Annotated in this window: 14 protein-coding genes; 12 read left to right on the top strand and 2 right to left on the bottom strand. The window is 39.5% G+C overall.

Going from position 1 to position 19047, the window contains the following annotated elements:
• The first annotated feature begins 1064 nt into the window (after positions 1–1064).
• The 12 genes from CD001_RS00455 to CD001_RS00400 all read left to right on the top strand — a co-directional run bounded on the left by CD001_RS00455 (position 1065) and on the right by CD001_RS00400 (position 15681).
• Complete coding sequence (locus tag CD001_RS00455; protein WP_096190437.1) at positions 1065–2090, top strand: ABC transporter ATP-binding protein; 1026 nt, start codon at positions 1065–1067, stop codon at positions 2088–2090.
• Positions 2090–3088 carry an ABC transporter ATP-binding protein gene (locus tag CD001_RS00450; protein ID WP_096185670.1) on the top strand — a complete coding sequence of 333 codons (999 nt, stop codon included), beginning with the start codon at positions 2090–2092 and terminating at the stop codon, positions 3086–3088. Before CD001_RS00455 ends, CD001_RS00450 begins: the two co-directional genes overlap by 1 nt.
• Positions 3085–3882, top strand: a complete 798-nt coding sequence (locus tag CD001_RS00445; RefSeq protein ID WP_096185669.1) for an IclR family transcriptional regulator — start codon at positions 3085–3087, stop codon at positions 3880–3882. Before CD001_RS00450 ends, CD001_RS00445 begins: the two co-directional genes overlap by 4 nt.
• Before the next feature lie 75 nt (positions 3883–3957).
• Positions 3958–5499, top strand: coding sequence for an ABC transporter substrate-binding protein (locus CD001_RS00440; protein ID WP_096190436.1), 1542 nt, complete (start codon positions 3958–3960; stop codon positions 5497–5499).
• 79 nt (positions 5500–5578) lie between these two features.
• On the top strand, positions 5579–6511 hold the full coding sequence (nikB, locus tag CD001_RS00435; RefSeq protein ID WP_096185668.1) for a nickel ABC transporter permease: 933 nt from the start codon (positions 5579–5581) through the stop codon (positions 6509–6511).
• 68 nt (positions 6512–6579) lie between these two features.
• Positions 6580–7446 (top strand): ABC transporter permease, encoded by an 867-nt coding sequence (locus CD001_RS00430; protein WP_257009953.1) that lies wholly within the window; start codon positions 6580–6582, stop codon positions 7444–7446.
• An 8-nt stretch (positions 7447–7454) separates the two neighbouring features.
• Positions 7455–10487, top strand: coding sequence for a M14 family metallopeptidase (locus tag CD001_RS00425; RefSeq protein ID WP_096185667.1), 3033 nt, complete (start codon positions 7455–7457; stop codon positions 10485–10487).
• Positions 10484–11083 (top strand): pyroglutamyl-peptidase I, encoded by a 600-nt coding sequence (locus CD001_RS00420; RefSeq protein WP_096185665.1) that lies wholly within the window; start codon positions 10484–10486, stop codon positions 11081–11083. The genes CD001_RS00425 and CD001_RS00420 overlap by 4 nt, the downstream gene beginning before the upstream one ends.
• A gap of 9 nt (positions 11084–11092) precedes the next feature.
• Positions 11093–11851, top strand: a complete 759-nt coding sequence (gene pxpB / locus CD001_RS00415; protein WP_096185664.1) for a 5-oxoprolinase subunit PxpB — start codon at positions 11093–11095, stop codon at positions 11849–11851.
• Positions 11852–11856: 5 nt separating this feature from the next.
• A complete protein-coding gene (locus tag CD001_RS00410) occupies positions 11857–12735 on the top strand; it encodes a 5-oxoprolinase subunit C family protein (protein ID WP_179298544.1) in 879 nt (292 codons plus the stop codon).
• Between the two features lie 695 nt (positions 12736–13430).
• The gene (locus CD001_RS00405; protein ID WP_096185661.1) at positions 13431–14267 is read left to right on the top strand and encodes an isocitrate lyase/PEP mutase family protein; all 837 of its coding nucleotides are present in this window, start codon (positions 13431–13433) and stop codon (positions 14265–14267) included.
• A gap of 598 nt (positions 14268–14865) precedes the next feature.
• On the top strand, positions 14866–15681 hold the full coding sequence (locus CD001_RS00400) for a MurR/RpiR family transcriptional regulator (RefSeq protein WP_096185659.1): 816 nt from the start codon (positions 14866–14868) through the stop codon (positions 15679–15681).
• 740 nt (positions 15682–16421) lie between these two features.
• Here the strand turns inward: CD001_RS00400 and CD001_RS00395 are convergent.
• Together CD001_RS00395 and CD001_RS00390 are read right to left on the bottom strand one after the other, a co-directional pair.
• Positions 16422–17108, bottom strand: coding sequence for an N-acetylmannosamine-6-phosphate 2-epimerase (locus CD001_RS00395; protein WP_096185658.1), 687 nt, complete (start codon positions 17106–17108; stop codon positions 16422–16424).
• 1 nt (position 17109) lies between these two features.
• Positions 17110–18648, bottom strand: coding sequence for a PTS transporter subunit EIIC (locus CD001_RS00390; RefSeq protein ID WP_096185656.1), 1539 nt, complete (start codon positions 18646–18648; stop codon positions 17110–17112).
• Between the last annotated feature and the right edge of the window lie 399 nt (positions 18649–19047).

Raw genomic sequence — 19047 nt, 5'->3', positions numbered from 1 at the left:
TTAATATAGAACTCAAACGAAGGATAGTGGGCAGTTTCCACTATCCTTTATTTTGCTATTAAATCGCCTCACAGGTGCGAGACTTTATCATGGTCACGATAGCAAGCGGCCATAGGATCCCTTATTTGATAAATTTTAGCGATATTTACAATTTAGCGGCCATGAGGGACCTTATTACCTTTAAAGTTGGCAAAATTGGGGTTAATTTTAAGCAATAGCGAACCTGATGTCCGCCAACATTGGAAGGGTGCTGTTTTGTTCACAAATAGCGGAACTCATGTCCTCGAGAGATAATCATCCAGCTCGACGGTCATAGGATCCTTTATTTGATAAATATAAGCGATATTTACAATTTAGCGGCCATGAGAGACCTTATTTCGTCTAAAGTTAGCTAAATCAGGGTTAATTTTAAGCAATAGCGAACCTGATGTCCGCCAACATTGGAAGGGTGCAGTTTTGTTCACAAATAGCGGAACTCATGTCCTCGAGAGATAATCATCCAGCTCGGCGGCCACACGATCCCTTATTTGATGAATTTTAGCAATATTTACAATTTAGCGGCCATGAGGGACCTTATTACCTTTAAAGTTGGCAAAATCGGGGTTAATTTTAAGCAATAACGAATCTGATGTCCGCCAACATTAAAAAGATACGTGTTTGTTCACAAATAACGGATCTCATGTCCGAAAGAGGGATCACAGATTGGTGGTTTTCGAAGTAACTCTCACTTCGAGTGTCGTACGAACTCGATGTCCGCGAAGCTGCGAAAACTGTGGAAATTGAGAAAATAAGGGATCTGGTGTCCGCGCCGGATGGCTGCGGATGGAGTTGGTGAGTATACGGACTCAATATATCTGCTCAAAATCAAATAGAGCTGCCTAGATCGTCGATGTTCATTGAGGGATATCATTTTACGAAAATAAACTAGCATTACTCGTATAACGACTTTGAGTATTGTATTTAATGATAGAATCGTTCACCTTTTTTGATTTTAAAGTTTATTTACAAGATTCAGAAAATAGAGTATGATAAACAAAACCAAAAATGAAATTGCGTTTCATATAATGAAACGGAGGGATTGGAACGTGACCGATATTTTAGAAATAAAAGATTTAGAAGTGGCAATTCCGGAAGATGACGGAGATGTCAATATAGTTAATGGAATTTCTTTGTCAGTTTCAAAAGGGAAAACATTAGGGATTGTTGGTGAATCAGGGTGTGGGAAGAGCTTGACTTCATTGTCCATAATGGGTTTATTACCTAAAAACTTAAAAATTAACAATGGGAGTATTCAATTAGACGGACGCGAGCTGACAACTCTATCTAAAAATGAAAGAAGAAAGCTTCGTGGGAAAGATATGGCTATGATTTTCCAAGAGCCAATGACGTCTCTGAATCCGGTATTTAAAATTGGTTACCAAATTGTTGAAATCGTACGAAACCACAAAGATATATCTAAGAAAGAAGCATATAGACATGCATTACATATGCTCAAGCTTGTTGGAATTCCAAGAGCTGAGGAAGTCATTAATGATTATCCTCACCAATTATCTGGAGGAATGAGACAAAGGGTAATGATTGCCTTGGCATTGTCTTGTTATCCAAAATTATTAATTGCTGATGAGCCTACGACTGCTTTAGATGTCACGATCCAAGCACAAATACTAGAGTTAATGCGCTCATTACAAGATGAAATGAATATGTCAATTGTACTCATTACACATGATTTAGGCGTTGTTGCCGAAGCGTGTGATGATGTTGCTGTAATGTATGCTGGAGACGTTGTTGAACGGTCGACAGTAGATGAACTCTTTGAAGAGCCGAAGCACCCATATACGAAAGGATTGCTATCATCCATACCTGATATTGATGAAGAGGTTGAAATTTTATCATCTATTCCTGGAACGGTCCCATCTCCACATGAAATGCCTCGGGGATGTCGGTTTGCAGATAGATGTCCTGAGGCATTTGATTATTGTTTTAAACATGAGCCGGAAGAGTTTAAAGTGAAGAGCAATTCCAGTGCTAAATGCTGGCTCTATAGTGAAGAAGTTGTTAGACATGATAAGCAGAATAAGGAGGAAGTATAGTGGAGCGTGAAGCGATTTTAGAAGTAAACCAACTAAAAAAATACTTCCCAATTAAAGGAGGGGGACTGCTAGGTGGTAGAGTGAAAGGTTATGTGAAAGCTGTCGATGATATATCTTTTAAAGTTTATAAAGGTGAGTCTTTAGGGATTGTTGGCGAATCTGGATGCGGAAAAAGTACAACTGGCCGGATGTTATTACGACTGTTAAAACCTACGAGTGGTGAAGTGATTTATGAAGGTAAAGATATAGCCAGTGTTAGTGAAAAAGAGATGAGGAGTTTACGCAAAGATATCCAAATTATTTTTCAAGATCCGTTCGCATCGCTCAATCCAAGGAAACGAGTAAGGCAAATTATTCAAGAGCCACTCATTAACTTCGGTATATGCAAAACAAAAAAAGAAATAAGAGAGCGTGTTTTAGAAATTATGAAGCAAGTTGGCTTGACCGAAAACCATATGGAACGGTTTCCTCATGAATTCAGCGGGGGACAGCGTCAGAGGATAGGGATTGCGAGAGCATTAGCATCAAACCCTAAACTGATCATTGCTGACGAGCCCGTATCGGCTTTAGATGTTTCCATACAATCACAAGTTTTAAATTTACTTAAAAGCCTCCAAAAAGAGTATGGTTTTACATTTGTTTTTATCTCTCATGATTTAAGTGTTGTAAAACACTTTTGCGATAGAATTGGTGTGATGTATCTCGGGAGAGTAGTGGAGGTCGCTGAGAAAAATGATTTATATAGTAAACCGCTTCATCCGTACGCGAAGGCTTTACTTTCTGCTGTACCTAAGGCAAAGCCGAAGTCAAAATCTAGTCGAATTATTCTAGAAGGGGATGTGCCTAGTCCATCAAACCCTCCAAGTGGATGTGCCTTTCACCCAAGGTGTCCAGATGTCATGGATGAATGTAAAACGATACGCCCTAATTTACAACATAGTGAAGGACGTTATGTTGCTTGTCATTTGTATGAAAAGGATGAAAATGATGCCTTATGAGTAAAACCATTGCGAAAGCTTTGCAAATATTAAAAGTATTTACAGAAGAAAAACCTTTTTGGCGGTTGGATGAAATGTCTAAGCATTTGTCTATTCCAAAGCCAACTACATATAGGCTATTAAAATCTCTTGAATCTGAAGGTTTTGTACAAAAGGTCAGTTTCTATCAACAAGGATACTTAATAGAAGGTGAAGTATACCAGCTGGGGACAAGGTTATTGGAACTTGGACAAACTGCGGCAGGACAGTATGAAGTAAGAAATATTGCGCTCCCTTATATGAGAGAATTGCAAAAGAAGCTTGGGCAGTCGGTTCAATTGGCGATCCCGGATCAAAATGCTTCTATATATATAGAAAAGGTAGAAGATGATCGACCTGTTCGTTTATACACAAAGATAGGAAGAAGAGCACCGTTGTATGCGGGTGCTTGTCCAAGAGCATTGCTTTCATTTTTTCCGGATGAGTTGATTCACGATATTTTAAAAGATCCAATAGAACCGATAGGTCCACAAACGTTAAAGACGAAGGAAGAGGTTTGGCAATCGATTCGTGAAGCTAGAGAAAAAGGTTATACATTTAGTGATTCAGAGCTCGCTGAAGGAACTGCTGCATATGGAACACCTATTTATAACCGATTTGGTGAGGTTGAAGCTTCGTTAAGTGTTGCTGGTTTTTCATCTGTACTGAAGAATAAAGAAGATCATTTTTATGTTATGCCAATGTGGGAGGTTTCAGCCAAGATATCGAAACGCCTTGGCTTTCAACAAAATTATAATCATTTTAAAAATGAATGAAAAAGGGGTTGAAAAGTAGTGAACATATTTTATGGGAGTTCAAAACAGGTGTTGTTCATACTAGCGTTAGGATTTATGATGCTGCTGGCAGCATGTGGCGGAGATGAAGGTGCCGATGCAGATGGAGGTAATACAGAAGATACCGTTGGGGAAAGTGACGCAGAAGTTGAAGGAAGAGACAATGAGCTTGTCATTGGCGTACCTGGAGATCCACAAAATTGGGATCCGATTGCTACCTTTTTATTAGACTGGAGCACGATAGCAACATCTGTTTTTGAAGGATTAACAGATCGTAATTTAGACCTTGAAGTTGGTCCGGGTTTGGCAACTGACTGGGAATATTTAGATGACCACACCCTTCAGTTTGAACTGCGAGAAGGGGTAGAGTTCCATAACGGAGAGCCATTCAATGCTGAAGCCGTAAAATACACGTTTGATCGGTTATTAGGTGAAGAAGGTGCTCAAGGTCCGCAACAAGAGAACTATACAAGTATTGATTATGTAGAAGTCGTTGATGATTATACCGTTAATTTTCATTTGTTGGAGAACGATCCGGTCCTCTTAACGAAGTTATCTGGATATGGTGCTGTCATTGTCCCACCTGGGTATATTGAGGAGCATGGTGCTGAGCATTTTAGTACGAATCCAGTAGGTACTGGTCCATTTAAAATGACCGAGTATGATCGAGATAATAAAGTTGTTTTAGAAAAAAACGAAAATTACTGGAAAGAAGACGAACCACAATTAGATACGGTAACATTCCGAATTATTCCGGAAGGTTCAACAAGATTGGCTGAATTGCAAACAGGCGGAATTGATATTATGAAACGAGTTGAAGTTAGCCAAGTAAGTGCGATTGAAGAGGAAGAACTACTAAATCTTTATGAAGTAGAAACTCCAACCGCTTTCTCACTTCGTTTTGATGTATCAAAAGAGCCTGTAGATGATGTTCGGGTTAGACAAGCTATTAATTATGCAATCGACAAACAAGCAATTATTGATGAAATCTTAGATGGTTACGGTGTACCGATTAGTACTTTCCAAAGTGAACTGTCGTTTGGTTACAACCCTGATTTGGAACAATACGCATATGATCCGGATAAAGCTAGAGAACTAATTGAGGAAGCAGGTGCTGAAGGAAGCGTGCTCGACATCTATGTACCTGGTAATGATGGTAACTTCAGAGAGATTGCTCAAGCTGTAGCGTTCTACTTAGAAGAAGCTGGGTTATCAGCAAATATTGAAAGTGTAGATAGCAATACATTAACTTCTGATTTAATCCCAGGTGCAGATGCTGGTCATATGTATCGCCAAGGCTGGGGAGGATGGACGCTTGATTTTGATAACACAGCATACCTTATGTATGCAGAAGGTGAATTCTGGAACCCTTCTTTCTATGATGAAGAAGTTCAACGTTTATTAGAGGCTCAAAGGTCTACTGTTGACCAAGAAGAGCGTGAACAGATTTTCATGGAACTTACAGAACGTTTGTATGAACTAGCTCCAGAAGTGAACATTTACGCTTCAATTGATCTGTATGCAGCAAATGAGAGAGTGCAAAACTTCCAACCGCCTCATGAGGATCGCTTGAGATTAGAGGAAGTAACGGTAGAGTAAAAGGAATGATTGAAAAAGGGCGGTAATTCTAACGTACTGCCCTTTTCATCCTTATCTCAATAAAAAGGGGGATAAGAGTTTGTTACAGTTTATACTTCGAAGGGCTTTTCATAGTGTGATTGTTGTTTTTGTTATATCCCTTATTATTTTTTTCTCTATCAGACTAACCGGGGATCCAGTTGCAGTGATGTTTTCAGCAGGTGAACCGACACAGGCAGCAATTGATAACTTGAGAGCTCAATTAGGTTTAGATGAACCGATATGGGTTCAATATGGGATATTTATGAGAGATTTATTAATGTTTGACTTAGGTACATCATTTAGGACTGGGGAATCAGTCACTGGAATGATTTTCTCCAGAATCGGTGCCACGTTAAGTTTAGCTCTAGGTGGAATTTTTGTTGCTATGCTGATCGCTTTTCCGGTTGGAATCATTTCCGCTGTCAAAAGAGGCACGGCATTAGACTTTTTTGGAAGAATCTTTTCTTTAATAGGTATCTCCTTTCCAAACTTTTGGCTTGGAATTATGTTAATTATTATTTTTGCAGTTACGTTACAATGGCTGCCAGCTTCAGGATATGGTGGGATTGAGTACTTAATATTACCTTCTATAACACTAGGGTTAATTTTGTCAGGGATATTATCAAGACTTGTTCGTTCATCCATGCTTGAAGTATTAAACCAGCAATATATTGCAACAGCCCATTCAAAAGGATTGAAGGAATGGGTCGTCATTTTCAGACATGCATTAAGGAATGCATTAATTCCTACTATTACGTTTTTAGGCATACAATTTGGCTCCTTGCTGGGAGGTACTGTCATTATAGAACAAGTTTTTTCTTGGCCAGGGATCGGTCGAATGATTATCGATGCAATCAATCAGCGTGATTACCCTGTCATTCAAGGTGGAGTCATTATTCTTGCCTTGTTAATGGTTCTTGTAAACTTAATCGTTGATATTAGTTATAGTTTCATAGATCCGAGGATTAAGGCTGGAGGGAGTGAAGACTAGTGGAACAAGAAGCGTTATTAAAGGATAAAACTAACGAACCGAAGGAACCTCAAACACCTGAAAAAAACATTAAACGGAATCCAGTAGAAAATGTATGGCGTTTTATAAAAAAGAACCCATCAGGTGTTTTAGGGATGTTACTTGTTCTTGTCACTGTTACTTGTGCACTCTTTGCTCCTTTGATTGCACCACATGATCCAACGGCGGCGAGTTTAAGTGACCGGTTAGCTCCACCTAGCTGGGCTGATGAAACTGGTGAATCGGAATTTATTCTTGGGGCTGATCAATTAGGACGCGATTTGCTGAGCCGTATTATACACGGAGCTTCCATCTCCTTGCAGGTTGGATTTTTTGGTGTTTTATTAGCGATGGTCATTGGAACAGTACTAGGACTACTTGCTGGCTACTTTGGAAAGTGGCTGGATGATTTTATTATGAGAGCAGCGGATGTACAACTGGCATTCCCATTTATCTTATTTGCCATTGTGATAATGAGTGTGCTCGGTACAGGAATTTGGAAAATCATTATTTTACTTGGAATTACGTATTGGGTTGGATTTGCTAGGTTAATAAGAGGGCAAGTCATATCGATAAAATCGTTGGAATACGTAGAAGCAGCTAAAGCAGTCGGTACACCAAACTTAGGAATTATCGTGAAACATATTTTCCCAAATGTCCTTTCATCGATTTTAGTTTTAGCTACACTATTTACTGCAGAATTTATTTTATTAGAAGCTTCGCTTACCTTTTTAGGGCTTGGTGTTGACCCTTCGATTCCTTCTTGGGGCGGTATGCTATCAGACAGTCGTAACTATATCAGTTCTGCGTGGTGGACAGCAACATTCCCAGGGTTTGCTATTATGTTAACAGTTCTTGGGTTCAATCTGCTAGGGGACTGGTTAAGAGATAAACTGGATCCAAATATAAAGGTGTAGGTGATTCCATGAATGATTTAAAAAAGCTATGGGAAATTGGTGGTTTAGTAGAAGACCAAAATGGAGATGGTGTAGCTGATCGAGTGAATGTTTCATTTAATATACCGAACGATTTAAAAGCAGAGGGGCTTGTAGACTTTTGTGCAAGGCTGGGATTTGAAACGACAAGCCTTTCTTTTGATTTTCTTAAATCCAATCAACGTTATCCGATTGTGGTTGACTTCCAAGAAAGTCATCAGGAGACTTCGCTAGTTATACGAGCGAACCGACTTCTTTTCCTTTTTGAAACAGAGGAAAGTTTATCAACCTTACTCCGTTTTCTTGCAGCAAAATGGCCGGTAAATGAACTCACAGATAACAATGGGGAAAAAGTTGAGAAAATTAGCTTACAAATGAACTCTATTGCAATTCATACCGATATTGGTGAAAAGCTAGTAGATCATACGTGGGATATTAAACCATCACGAGAAGACGCTGGTGAAAAGAAGGTGGCTGCTAGCTTAACTGATTTTTGGAATGGGATGGGGTTTTTACATATGGATGAACCGAGCCCTGAAAACAAACGTGCTGTAACCTTTGAATTTGATGAAACAATCGATCAGACGATCTTTAAGGAGATTTGCTATGGGGCCGCCCGAGTTGGTATGGCGAGTACTAGTCTTACATTCCCTGTAACGGGAAGTCATTCTTTAAGTGCGACAACATTTACTATCGAGAAAAGCATGGGTAAAGGAGCAAATATCAGTCTGTCAGAAGGTGACGTTCGATTTAAAGGGGATGAAAGTGGTTTAGTCAAAGCCCTTTCTTACTTTTTTAAAGAAAAACATTGGTCTGAGGGAGGGCATTTTGCATCATGGGAGAACGATAATGGTAAGACAGAGCGACAAGAGAAAGAGTTATTCTCGGTCAATTGGGAAGATAAAGGTGAGCTTCATGACATTTACAAGCATCTTGATCATCTATCTGACTATGAAAACGAAAGTGGAACTCTTGCGTTCAATCTGTTCATATCAGAACCAAGGAGTGTACGTAAAAAAGTTGCTAATGAGATTAAACAACGTTTTCCTCATGCCACTGTCAATGTAAGGTCTTCCTTTAAACCAGGATTCTTTTGGATCGTAGAAGAAGTGCTACCTGCTCTAAAGAAGAAGTCAGACATAGATTCTATTTTGATCAATTGTTTAAAAGAAGAAAGAAATGATGGTTTAGAGTTGCCAATCCGCTGGATACAAGAAATTTATCCAGTAGATGAAGTGTTGGCAAACGAACTTTCCATTCATATGTCGAAGGTGAATCTAGGGTTAAATGAGACACAAGACTTCTGTTATGTAGTCACTGCCAATAATAAACACGGTCAAGAAATATTTAGAGATCAGTTGAATGTACCAGTATCGAAGGTACCATATGTAGAAGCTGGTCAATTTTCATATCCAACTACTAGTTATATTACAGTTCAAAACGAAGATGTCTTTTTAATTGATCAACTAATAAAAACAGATCGTGAACGATTTTATGAATTTTATTTAGAGGATGTTTTGCCTCGGCTTTTTAAAAATATAGAAGCTGAAACAGTAGATAATGAGAGAGGTTTTACGAAACCTCTGTTTGACCGAATTGACATAGATGTTGAAATGAGTGAAGAAGAGCTGGAGCTTTCCGTTCAGGAAGAACGAGTTTCCTCTCTTGAAGCTTTACATGAAGACCTTTATTTTAACACACTTGATTACTTTGGTTTTATGGGTAAAGAGGTTTGCGGAAAAGAATATACTGCTCCAGGCGGAATATATCCATATATGAAAGTTAGGCCTGGCTCGAAGCCAAAAGCAAAAATCGTTGCTTACAGTTGGATAGCAGAACAAGCGAACAAAAACGATACAAAACAGTTAACATTTAATCATTTGTCTGATTATCCAATTGAAGCTTCGTATTCACCCCGGGATACTGATGATACGAATGCCGTGCAAATCTCGCAATCGTACAAAAGAGATTCAATTCCGCACGGTGTGCCATATCCTGAAAAGGCGGAAATTCGATTATGGCTTGCAGATCACTCTTATCGAGGCTCACCAATCTATGTTTATGAGTTCTTTTCCAAGTCTGAGGAAACCCATTATTCGCCAATTAAGTTATCTGCATATAAACCAACGGTGTTAATTGAAACTGGTCACCATGCTAATGAAGTGTCTAGTATGCCAGCTGTAACGGAGATGTTGGATGAAATCAGTACGAAGCACCCTGACATTCTATTAAATATGAATATCGTTGTCATCCCTTGTGCCAATCCGGATGGATCGAGATTACATGAGAACATGGTGAAGGAAAACCCAAAGTGGAAGCACCATGCAGCAAGGTATAATGCAGTAGGGCTTGAGTTTACTCATGTTCGCTACTTAAATACGATTTTTGGGGAAGCGAATGTTGTACCAAAGATTATGAATCGTTGGGCGCCAGATATTATTATTGATGATCATGGGATACCTAGTCATGAATGGACACAACCGTTTGCAGGTTATCATATTCCTCCTCGCTTTCAAATGTCATTTTGGATTCCGAACGCACTTATTTATGGAATTTCACGACAATTAGATCCAAAAATGTACCCTCAGCATAATCAAGTGTTAGAAAAAATAATCGGTAATATCCAAAAGAAAGTTGATGGAACAGATATAGCAGACCTAAACGACTATTGGTTAAGTCGCTATAAAAAATATGGACATGCCTTTATGCCTGAATTATTCCCCCTTGAATTAACGAATAACTTTATTTTCTATAAATGGCCGACAAAGCCTGATCCGAATAATCCTGCAGCCATTAGCCGGTTCCCCGAATGGGTCAGTGCAGATATTATTTCTGAAGCGGCAGATGAAACCGTATACGACCATTCGTTAGAGGTTTGCAAAAGAGCTCACCGCTGGTTTGACCTTGGAGCCGTTAATTGGATCAAGAAGGATGAACAAGAGCTCAAAAGAAGCAAGAAAAACAATGTGTTGAAAGTTGAAAGAAAACGACCATTAAATGTAGTAGGAGGAATAAATGAATGAATACGTTATTATTAACGGGTTTTGAACCATTTTTAGATTTCCCGCTTAATCCAACGATGGAGATCGTAAATGAGTTGGACGGAGAATTGATAGGTGATTATCGTATTGTTGGAAAAATATTAACTGTCGATTTTTCAAAGAGTGGGGATCAGCTTATTAGAGAAATAGAAACTGTAAACCCTGATGCTGTTATCTCACTAGGGTTAGCGGGAGGACGTTTTAAAATAACGCCTGAACGTATCGCTATCAATTGTAATGATGGTGAAGAAGACAATTATGGATACAAACCTGATGGGGAGAGAATCGTTGAGAATGGCAGTGACGGTCTATTTTCAACACTTCCAATAAAGGATATGGTATCGAACTTAACTAAGGCTGGCTTCCCGGCAGAAATATCTAATACTGCAGGAACCTACTTATGTAATAATGTGATGTATCGTGGATTATCTTATTTCCAAAAAGATCAAAAATCAGTTCCTTCAGGCTTCATTCATATTCCGGCATCTCACCAATTAGCAGTGGAGCATGGGAAAATTGCTAGTTGGTCTCATGATGATCTTGTAAAAAGTATACGTATTTGTATTAAGAGTTTGTAGGAGCTAAAAATGTTAGATTATTCAATTGTCCCGTTAGGAAACAATGGCTTAACGGTCTCTTTTGGCGATGAAATCAATCATGAATTGCATCTAACGGTAAAACAAGTCTTTAACATGCTTGAATCAGCAAAAATAAGCAGCGTATTAGACATTGTTCCAACCTTTAATAAAGTGACTATTTATTTTCGTTGGAATGATGTTACATATGAGAAAGTGAAATGCTGGGTAGATGAAGTCTTGAACGGAGAGACAGTGAACATCAAAACAAAGAATAAAACAATCGTAAAAATACCAGTTTGTTATGAAGGAGAATTTGGTGTTGATTTACAGAGAGTTGCGAAAGAAAATGGTCTAACTGAAAAGGAAGTAATTAAACGTCATTCTTCTGCTTCTTATTTAGTTTATATGATTGGCTTTCTGCCAGGTTTTCCTTATTTGGGAGGTCTTCCTCAGTCGATTATGACCCCTAGATTAAGCAAGCCTAGGCATGAAGTTGAATCAGGAAGTGTAGGAATTGCTGGCGGACAAACGGGGATCTATCCTATCTCTTCTCCGGGAGGTTGGAATATCATCGGAAAAACGCCAATCCCTTTATTTCAATGTAACTCGGACGATTCATTTTTATTAGAGATTGGAGATTATGTTGAATTTACGTCTATTAATATAGAGCAATTTTCAAAGTTGAAAGATGAAGTATTAGCTGGAGACTTTTCTATTAAATCACTTCGAGAGGAAGTGGTCGATCAAGGATGTCAGGAATATAGGTGAGTGAGTTGGGGAAAGCATTGTTTAAAGTTGAAAAGCCAGGTATTTATGCTTCAATTCAAGATTTAGGACGCTTTGGATATCAAAAATATGGTGTTCCTGTTTCTGGAGCAATGGACCGGCATGCGCATTCGTTAACGAATTACATATTAGGTAATAAGGAACACTTTCCATCAATAGAAATCAGTTTTTTAGGAACAGAATTCATGGTGTTAGCAGAACATGTGATTGCTATTGGTGGTGCGGACTTGTCTCCACACATAGATGGAGAAAAAGCACCGATGTGGAAATGCTTTAAGGTTCACCGTGGACAACGTCTGTCATTCAAGAAACCATTGTGTGGTGCTCGTGCCTATGTAGGTGTACAAGGTGGAATCCAATGTAACCCTATCTTAGGAAGCTGCTCAACATATGAACGAGGCGGGATGTTCTCCAGGTTGGAGAAAGGGGATGTTATCTTTGCGCCTAAAGTTGAATGTAAAAAAGAATTATTAGGTAGAGGGCTTTCGCCGAAATACATCCCTTCATATACTAAAGAAGTTGTGGTTCGTATTGTAGCGAGTCATCATGAGTCAATGTTTAAGGAAGAGTCGGTAAATGCTTTTTATAATCAGTCATATGTTTTTACTAAAGGTGACAGAATGGGTTACTTTTTAAAAGGACAGGAAAAATTAGTGCATAAGAATAGTGCTGATATCGTTTCTGAAGCAACGACGTTCGGAACAGTTCAAGTCCCTAGTCATGGTCAGCCAATTGTTCTTTTAGCAGATAGTCAGACAACTGGGGGCTATTCGACAATAGGGACTGTGCTCGCACAAGATCGCTGGAAAATTGCTCAACTACCACAAGGTGGAAAAGTGAATTTTGTCCGAGGCGAAATCAAATAGAACTTTAAGAGGTTGATCAAAAAGTCTGTATAAGGACAGGTTTGCTTCGTTACTAGTAATGAGGTCAATTAGTATTACATGGTTATCATGTAGTATTGGTTGCCCTTTTTTATTTTTTGACGGAAGGGGCTGGACGGCGCATTATTTCATTGGATTTGCCATGTTAACCAAGCGAGCATCATTCGTAGTGTAACGATCGAATTCCTTTTTGTGAAGATAACGAACGTGATATCCGCGAAAGCTGTGAAAACAGTGAAAAATGAGAAGATAAGGGATCTGATGTCCGCGCGGATTCACCATCAAATATGTAGCTGTTGTGCGGCCAACAGATCCGTTAACACACCGAAAACGGTAAGAAATCGGAGCTTGGCGGCCAACGGTTCCGTTATGAAGCGAAAATAGAGCACAATTCACAGCAATTTTGTCAAATAACGAACTCAATGTCCGCGAAAGCTGTGAAAACAGTGAAAAATGAGAAGATAAGGGATCTGATGTCCGCGCCGGATGGCACTGGACAGGGTTGGTGAGCATACGGACTCAAAGTCTGCTTAAAATCGAAAAAGACTAGACCACAGTTTACAATGGGAAACTTTCACTCCCATTCACTATGCATTCCACATTTCGATGTCAATCGAAATAAATTCCGATTACAATGGATTTAACTCTTAAACTCTAAATAAAGGAGACTTTCATTAATGATTAACAATGATCAATTATTGAAGGAGAAGAATTTTCGTGACTTACATCAGCAAGGATCTACGTTTATTTTGCCAAATGCATGGGATGTCATAAGTGCAAAAATATTTGAAGAAAGCGGTTTTAAGGCTATTGGAACGACTAGTGCTGGCATCGCCGCTTCCTTAGGATACCCTGATGGACAAAGCTTACCTCTAGAAAAAATGGTTGAAACTGTTGAAAACATCGCAAAATCAGTGGATGTCCCGGTAAGTGCAGACATAGAAGCCGGATATGGAGAGAACGTTGAGGAGGTTTTAGAAACGGTAAAAAGAATCATTACCGCTGGAGCTATTGGCATAAATCTCGAGGACGGTACTGGAGACCGTGATCATCCTGTCTTTGACCTTTCAACACAAGTAGAAACAATAACAGCTATCAAGGAATTCTCAGAATCCAATCATTTCCCATTATTTATTAATGCTCGAACGGACATCTATTGGTTAAATGTCGGGGAGGCTTCAACAAGATTTAATGAAGCTGTAAAGCGAGCAAAAGCCTATCAAGAAGCAGGAGCAGATTGCATTTTTATTCCAGGTTTACATGATAAGAACGCTATTCAACATATTAGGGAGGAAATTTCTTGTCCGATCAATTTACTCGTTAACCAAGAAATGCCTTCTTTAACGGAGTTATCAAATATCGGGATCGAAAGGGTCAGTTGTGGATCCGCGCCATTTAGAGCTACCATTACTATGTTGCAAACAATGAGCGAAGAGATCATAAAAAACCAAACCTTTCATCAAATGACTGATGACGTACTTTCGTACAACAGGGTGGCTGAGTTGATGGAATAAACGAATGACAAACAAGTACTAAGGTAAAAAAGCGTATCGATATTTTTTAATATATTCCGATGTGGGGAGAGGTTAGTTGGACACTTTGTTCCCTTCCCTACCCTAACTACCTCGGGGTTCTGTCAAGGAATACCGTAGGGGGATATCGTTCTGTTCATCAGGCAGTTACGCTATATGAATTATTATCACGAGTTAGAATTCTACTTATTTTAAAAGATAAGAATTTATAAAATATCAATCTCTCGATTGATGTCTAGACTTCAGGCACGAGCGTTTCCTACATGAGTAGGCTACGAGTTGTCACGACGGATCTAGCTTCAAAGTGATACTAGAATAGGAAGAGACAGCAGTTTTCGCCTCGAGGTCGCTTCGCCTCGCCACTTAAAGTTTAAGCTCGGACTTCTTCCTGTCGGGACTCCAGCGCCTTGTGTTTCTTATAAATGGAGCCTTTTCAATGTTAGGGGAAGCGCGGGACGTTCTCGTGCTTCCTGCACCGAACAAGTACAGTTGATTACAGACTATCTAGCCTTCTGGACAATGACCATAGGTTAGGGATATGATAGAGACAGAAAAGGCTTTTTGGAAATGGAGGGTCTCTATGTCCATACTTGAGAGAATTCAGATTAAGTATCATTCTTTTAGTCCTGGTGAAACAAAAGTGGCTGACTTCGTTTTGAATAATAAAGAAGGAATTTTGAATATACATATTAAGGATTTGGCTAGTGCGACGGGTGTTTCAGTAGCTACAATTACACGCTTTTGCAAGAGGATCGATTGTAAGAGTTTTGTGGATTTTAAGATCTTACTTCGAGATGCTGTGGAGCTTTTGGGAGAAGCGGAGAATTTAATTGAAGAAGTAGATACCATTTATCATTCCATCATTCGCTCGAGCCATAAGCTGTTAGAACAGGAGAAGCTTGAGGTCGCAAGTAATTGGATTCAGGAAGCGAAAAGCATTCAAGTATACGGTCTAGGAAGCTCTGGGCTCTCCGCTACTGAGCTCAAATACAGGCTTATGAGGATGGGTTATACAGTAGATGCTCATACAGATTCACATTTAATGTTGATGAATGCGGCTCTTATTAGTGAAGGAGATTTAGTCATTGCGATCTCTAACTCTGGAAAGACTAGGGAGATGATTGAAGCAGTAGAGTTAGCAAAGCGAGACAACGCGAAAGTTCTTACGATAACAAATTTCGAAAAAACCCCTTTAAGTAATTTAAGTGACCTTATTTTATTTTCGAGTAACCTTAAACAGTACGAGCAGCGTGACTTTATTAATTCTCAACTGTCTATTCTCTATATATTAGATCTCATCAGTATGGTTCTTCTGCAAGAAGATCGTGCGATGGAAAATCGCAAACAAACGCTTCACGCTTTAAACGAATTTAATAAGATAGGAGACCAAAGCTGAAGGCTCTGATCTCCTATCTTTTATTATATTCTTTGTAAACCACAGGCTCTGCCTGTGTGAAAATAAACCTTTAAGGGTTGTATTCGTGAGAGCTCTTTAAAAGTAAGAATAGTTGGAAGGTATACTGCTTGCTTTCACCCCAGGGCACAAGTGCGACATCCGCTCTTACTTCACTTTGTTCGTATTCACGGTGTCTTCTTTGCCACGGACGAACGGTTGAGCTACTTCGATCAAGCTCGAAGGGATCTCAACTCGTCCGTTTTTCCGTAGGAGTCGCGCAGTACCTTCCACCTTTTGATGACAACTTTATTTGCGTTATGTCATTTATTATCTTAAATGATGGATACGAAATGAACATAAGTTTCTTTGATAGCAAAAGCCCTTTAATGAGATAAAATGAGCTGAGATACAACTTCCCCCAACTCGTTTTTTCTATGTATGCTATTAGAATGTTATTTAAATGTCATCATTTACTCGAAAGAGTGCCAGGCGGTGACTCAGGCGGGAAAAGCAATCGTCGAAAATCCCCTAGGTGCACACAGTGTGACACCTAGGAAGTTGAGGCATTGCCCGCTGAAAGCGTCCGCCTATAGCGATTTCGAATTCTATATGATTATGAAAAGGGATATCCTCAAAAAACTTTTGACACGGACCAAATTAAATAAGGTCCCTTAAGGGACTCTGGTGGTAAAGTGCCCTTATAGGGCGAAATTAAAACCGCCCGTTTTACGGGCGGATACTTATTTTAGGGCGGTAACAAAGTTTGCAGTAATAAGTTGGGGACGGGTAATGGCACTTCCTACTACAACAAAGTGTGCACCTGAGTCTAATGCAAGTTTTGCCGCATCAGGTGTATTGATTCCACCTTCTGCTATAACTGGTTTAGATATTGTGCTTGTCATCTTTTTCAACAGGGCAAACTGGTTGGAAACGATAGACTGTCCTTTTGTATGCTCAGTATACCCTACAAGCGTAGTTGCAACGCAGTCAAAACCAAGCTTCTCAGCATATACAGCCTCTTCAATAGTTGAGATATCTGCCATCAAAGGCGTATTAGGGCTTAATTGACGTATTTCCTGATATAAAGAGTCTAAATCATGATTACCTGGCCGTTTCCTGTTCGTTGCATCTAGAGCAATCATATCCACATTCGCAGATAAAAGCTGCTTGATCTCCTTTATTGTAGGGGTGATGAATACGTCACTTTCAGTGTATTCAGCTTTTACTATACCAATAACGGGAAGTTCCACATGTTTTTTTATCTCGATTATATCGTGATAACCATTTGCTCTTATTGCATTTGCCCCGCCTTCTTTTGCGGCTAGTGCCATTCTTCCCATAATCATCGAAGAATGTAGAGGCTCATCTTCTAGAGCTTGACAAGATACAACAAGTTTATTTCTAAGCTGTTTAAATAATTTGTGCATGTTATAACTCTCCTAACGCTTCTTCTACTTCATTCTTTATACTTGTCACTTCGGGCCCGTAGATAATTTGCACACCATTACCGTTTACGATGACACCTCGCGCACCACTGGATTTCAACATCTCTTTATCCACTTTCTCTCCGTCAAAAACGCTGACACGCAGGCGGGTAGCACAAGCATCTACATCTTTAATATTTTCCTTTTTCCCTAAACCATTAATAATAGTGGATGCTCTTTCTGTTTTTGTTACTTCCAAAACAGACTCATCGTCTGCTTCACGACCAGGTGTTTTAAGGTCAAACTTTGAAATGGAAAAGCGGAACGTGAAGTAGTATAAAAAGAACCATGGGATCCCTACCAGTGGGACGAGCATCCAATTTGTTTTATCATTCCCTTGCAAAACTCCAAAAAGTAAGAAGTCTATAAAACCTCCACTAAACGTTTGTCCGATTGTTATTTGAAGCATATGTGCCAACATAAAGGCTAAGCCATCAAAGAAGGCATGAATAACGTAAAGGATCGGTGCGATGAATAAAAAGGCGAACTCAATAGGCTCTGTAATACCAGTTAAAAAGGAAGTGAGGCCTGCTGAAAGCATAAGTCCCATAACTTTCTTCTTATTTTTTGGTTTAGCCATATGGTACATCGCTAAACATGCACCCAAAAGACCAAACATCATCGTAATATGGCGCCCAGACATAAATCTTGCAGTACCGATATAAAACTCTTCAACATCCGGTTGGGCAAGCTGAGCAAAAAAGATGCGCTGGGTTCCTTCTACCAGTGTACCGTCAATAATCATTGATCCACCTAAACTGGTTGTCCAGAAAGGAATGTAGAAGATATGATGTAATCCAAATGGTCCCAGCAGTCGTAATACAAACCCATATATAAGTGTTCCTACATAACCTGTAGCTTCCACCAATGTACCCATCGAAAAGATTCCGGATTGAACGATGGGCCAAATGTAATAGAGAGCTACTGCTAACAGGATGGATGCGAAAGCGGTTACAATCGGAATAAAACGTGACCCTCCAAAAAAGCCAAGAAAACGAGGGAGTTCAATTTTGTTATATTTGGCATGGAGCCAATAAGTGAGGAGACCTACTAATACTCCACCAAACACTCCGGTTTCAAGTGACTGAATGCCAAGGATCATTCCTTGTCCTACTTCGGCGATATTGTCCTCAGCAAGGTTCCCTGTAATCTGCAACATCGCATTCATAGTCGTATTCATGACAAGGTAACCTAACATCGCTGCTAAACCAGCCGTTCCTTTATCAGAGCGGGCTAAACCAATAGCCACCCCCACCGCAAAAATAATGGCCAGGTTGGCAAAAACAATAGAGCCAGCTGAACTCATAATGGTAAAAATGGCTTGCAGCCACGCCTGATCAAGAATTGGGTAAGCATCTATCGTCGTTGGGTTACTAAACGCTCCACCAATCCCTAATAACAACCCGGCAGCAGGCAACACAGCAATAGGTAACATAAATGATTTCCCAAATCTCTGCGCCTGTTCAAAGAATTTGCTTTTCATCTTTTCACCCCTATCAGTAATCTATTGAAAATGGTTTACACTTTTATAATAATATATGTTAATTATTTTTATCAATGGTTAATTTTTATAAGTGAGGAAGTATAGCGACGGTTTAGAGAAGATAAGGGATCTGATGTCCGCGCAGGATGGAGTTGGTGTGCATGCGGACATGAGGTTCGCTAATGCGTCGAAAACGAGAAGAAACCGGAGTTGACGGCCACCGGTTCCATTAAGGAGAGCTGGAAGAACACATTAAACATCGACTTGAACAAATAAAGAACCAACCAGATGTCCGCGAAAGTTGCGAAAACAGTGGGAATTGAGAAGGTGAGTTCCGTTATGATGCGATAATTGGACTTGACTAGTTCCTATGACTTTTCCTCGAATATGTATTCTGGG

Origin of the sequence: Evansella halocellulosilytica (assembly GCF_002335745.1) — a bacterium.
Taxonomy (GTDB): domain Bacteria; phylum Bacillota; class Bacilli; order Bacillales; family Salisediminibacteriaceae; genus Bacillus_CA; species Bacillus_CA halocellulosilytica.
This window is presented reverse-complemented; position numbering and strand designations above follow the sequence as displayed.

Coding starts and splice junctions, on each gene's coding strand:
- CD001_RS00400 (WP_096185659.1), top strand. CDS start 14,866: ATGTCCATACTTGAGAGAATTCAGATTAAGTATCATTCTTTTAGTCCT.
- pxpB (WP_096185664.1), top strand. CDS start 11,093: ATGTTAGATTATTCAATTGTCCCGTTAGGAAACAATGGCTTAACGGTC.
- CD001_RS00395 (WP_096185658.1), bottom strand. CDS start 17,108: ATGCACAAATTATTTAAACAGCTTAGAAATAAACTTGTTGTATCTTGT.
- CD001_RS00420 (WP_096185665.1), top strand. CDS start 10,484: ATGAATACGTTATTATTAACGGGTTTTGAACCATTTTTAGATTTCCCG.
- CD001_RS00405 (WP_096185661.1), top strand. CDS start 13,431: ATGATTAACAATGATCAATTATTGAAGGAGAAGAATTTTCGTGACTTA.
- CD001_RS00440 (WP_096190436.1), top strand. CDS start 3,958: ATGATGCTGCTGGCAGCATGTGGCGGAGATGAAGGTGCCGATGCAGAT.
- CD001_RS00455 (WP_096190437.1), top strand. CDS start 1,065: ATGAAACGGAGGGATTGGAACGTGACCGATATTTTAGAAATAAAAGAT.
- CD001_RS00445 (WP_096185669.1), top strand. CDS start 3,085: ATGAGTAAAACCATTGCGAAAGCTTTGCAAATATTAAAAGTATTTACA.
- CD001_RS00390 (WP_096185656.1), bottom strand. CDS start 18,648: ATGAAAAGCAAATTCTTTGAACAGGCGCAGAGATTTGGGAAATCATTT.
- CD001_RS00425 (WP_096185667.1), top strand. CDS start 7,455: ATGAATGATTTAAAAAAGCTATGGGAAATTGGTGGTTTAGTAGAAGAC.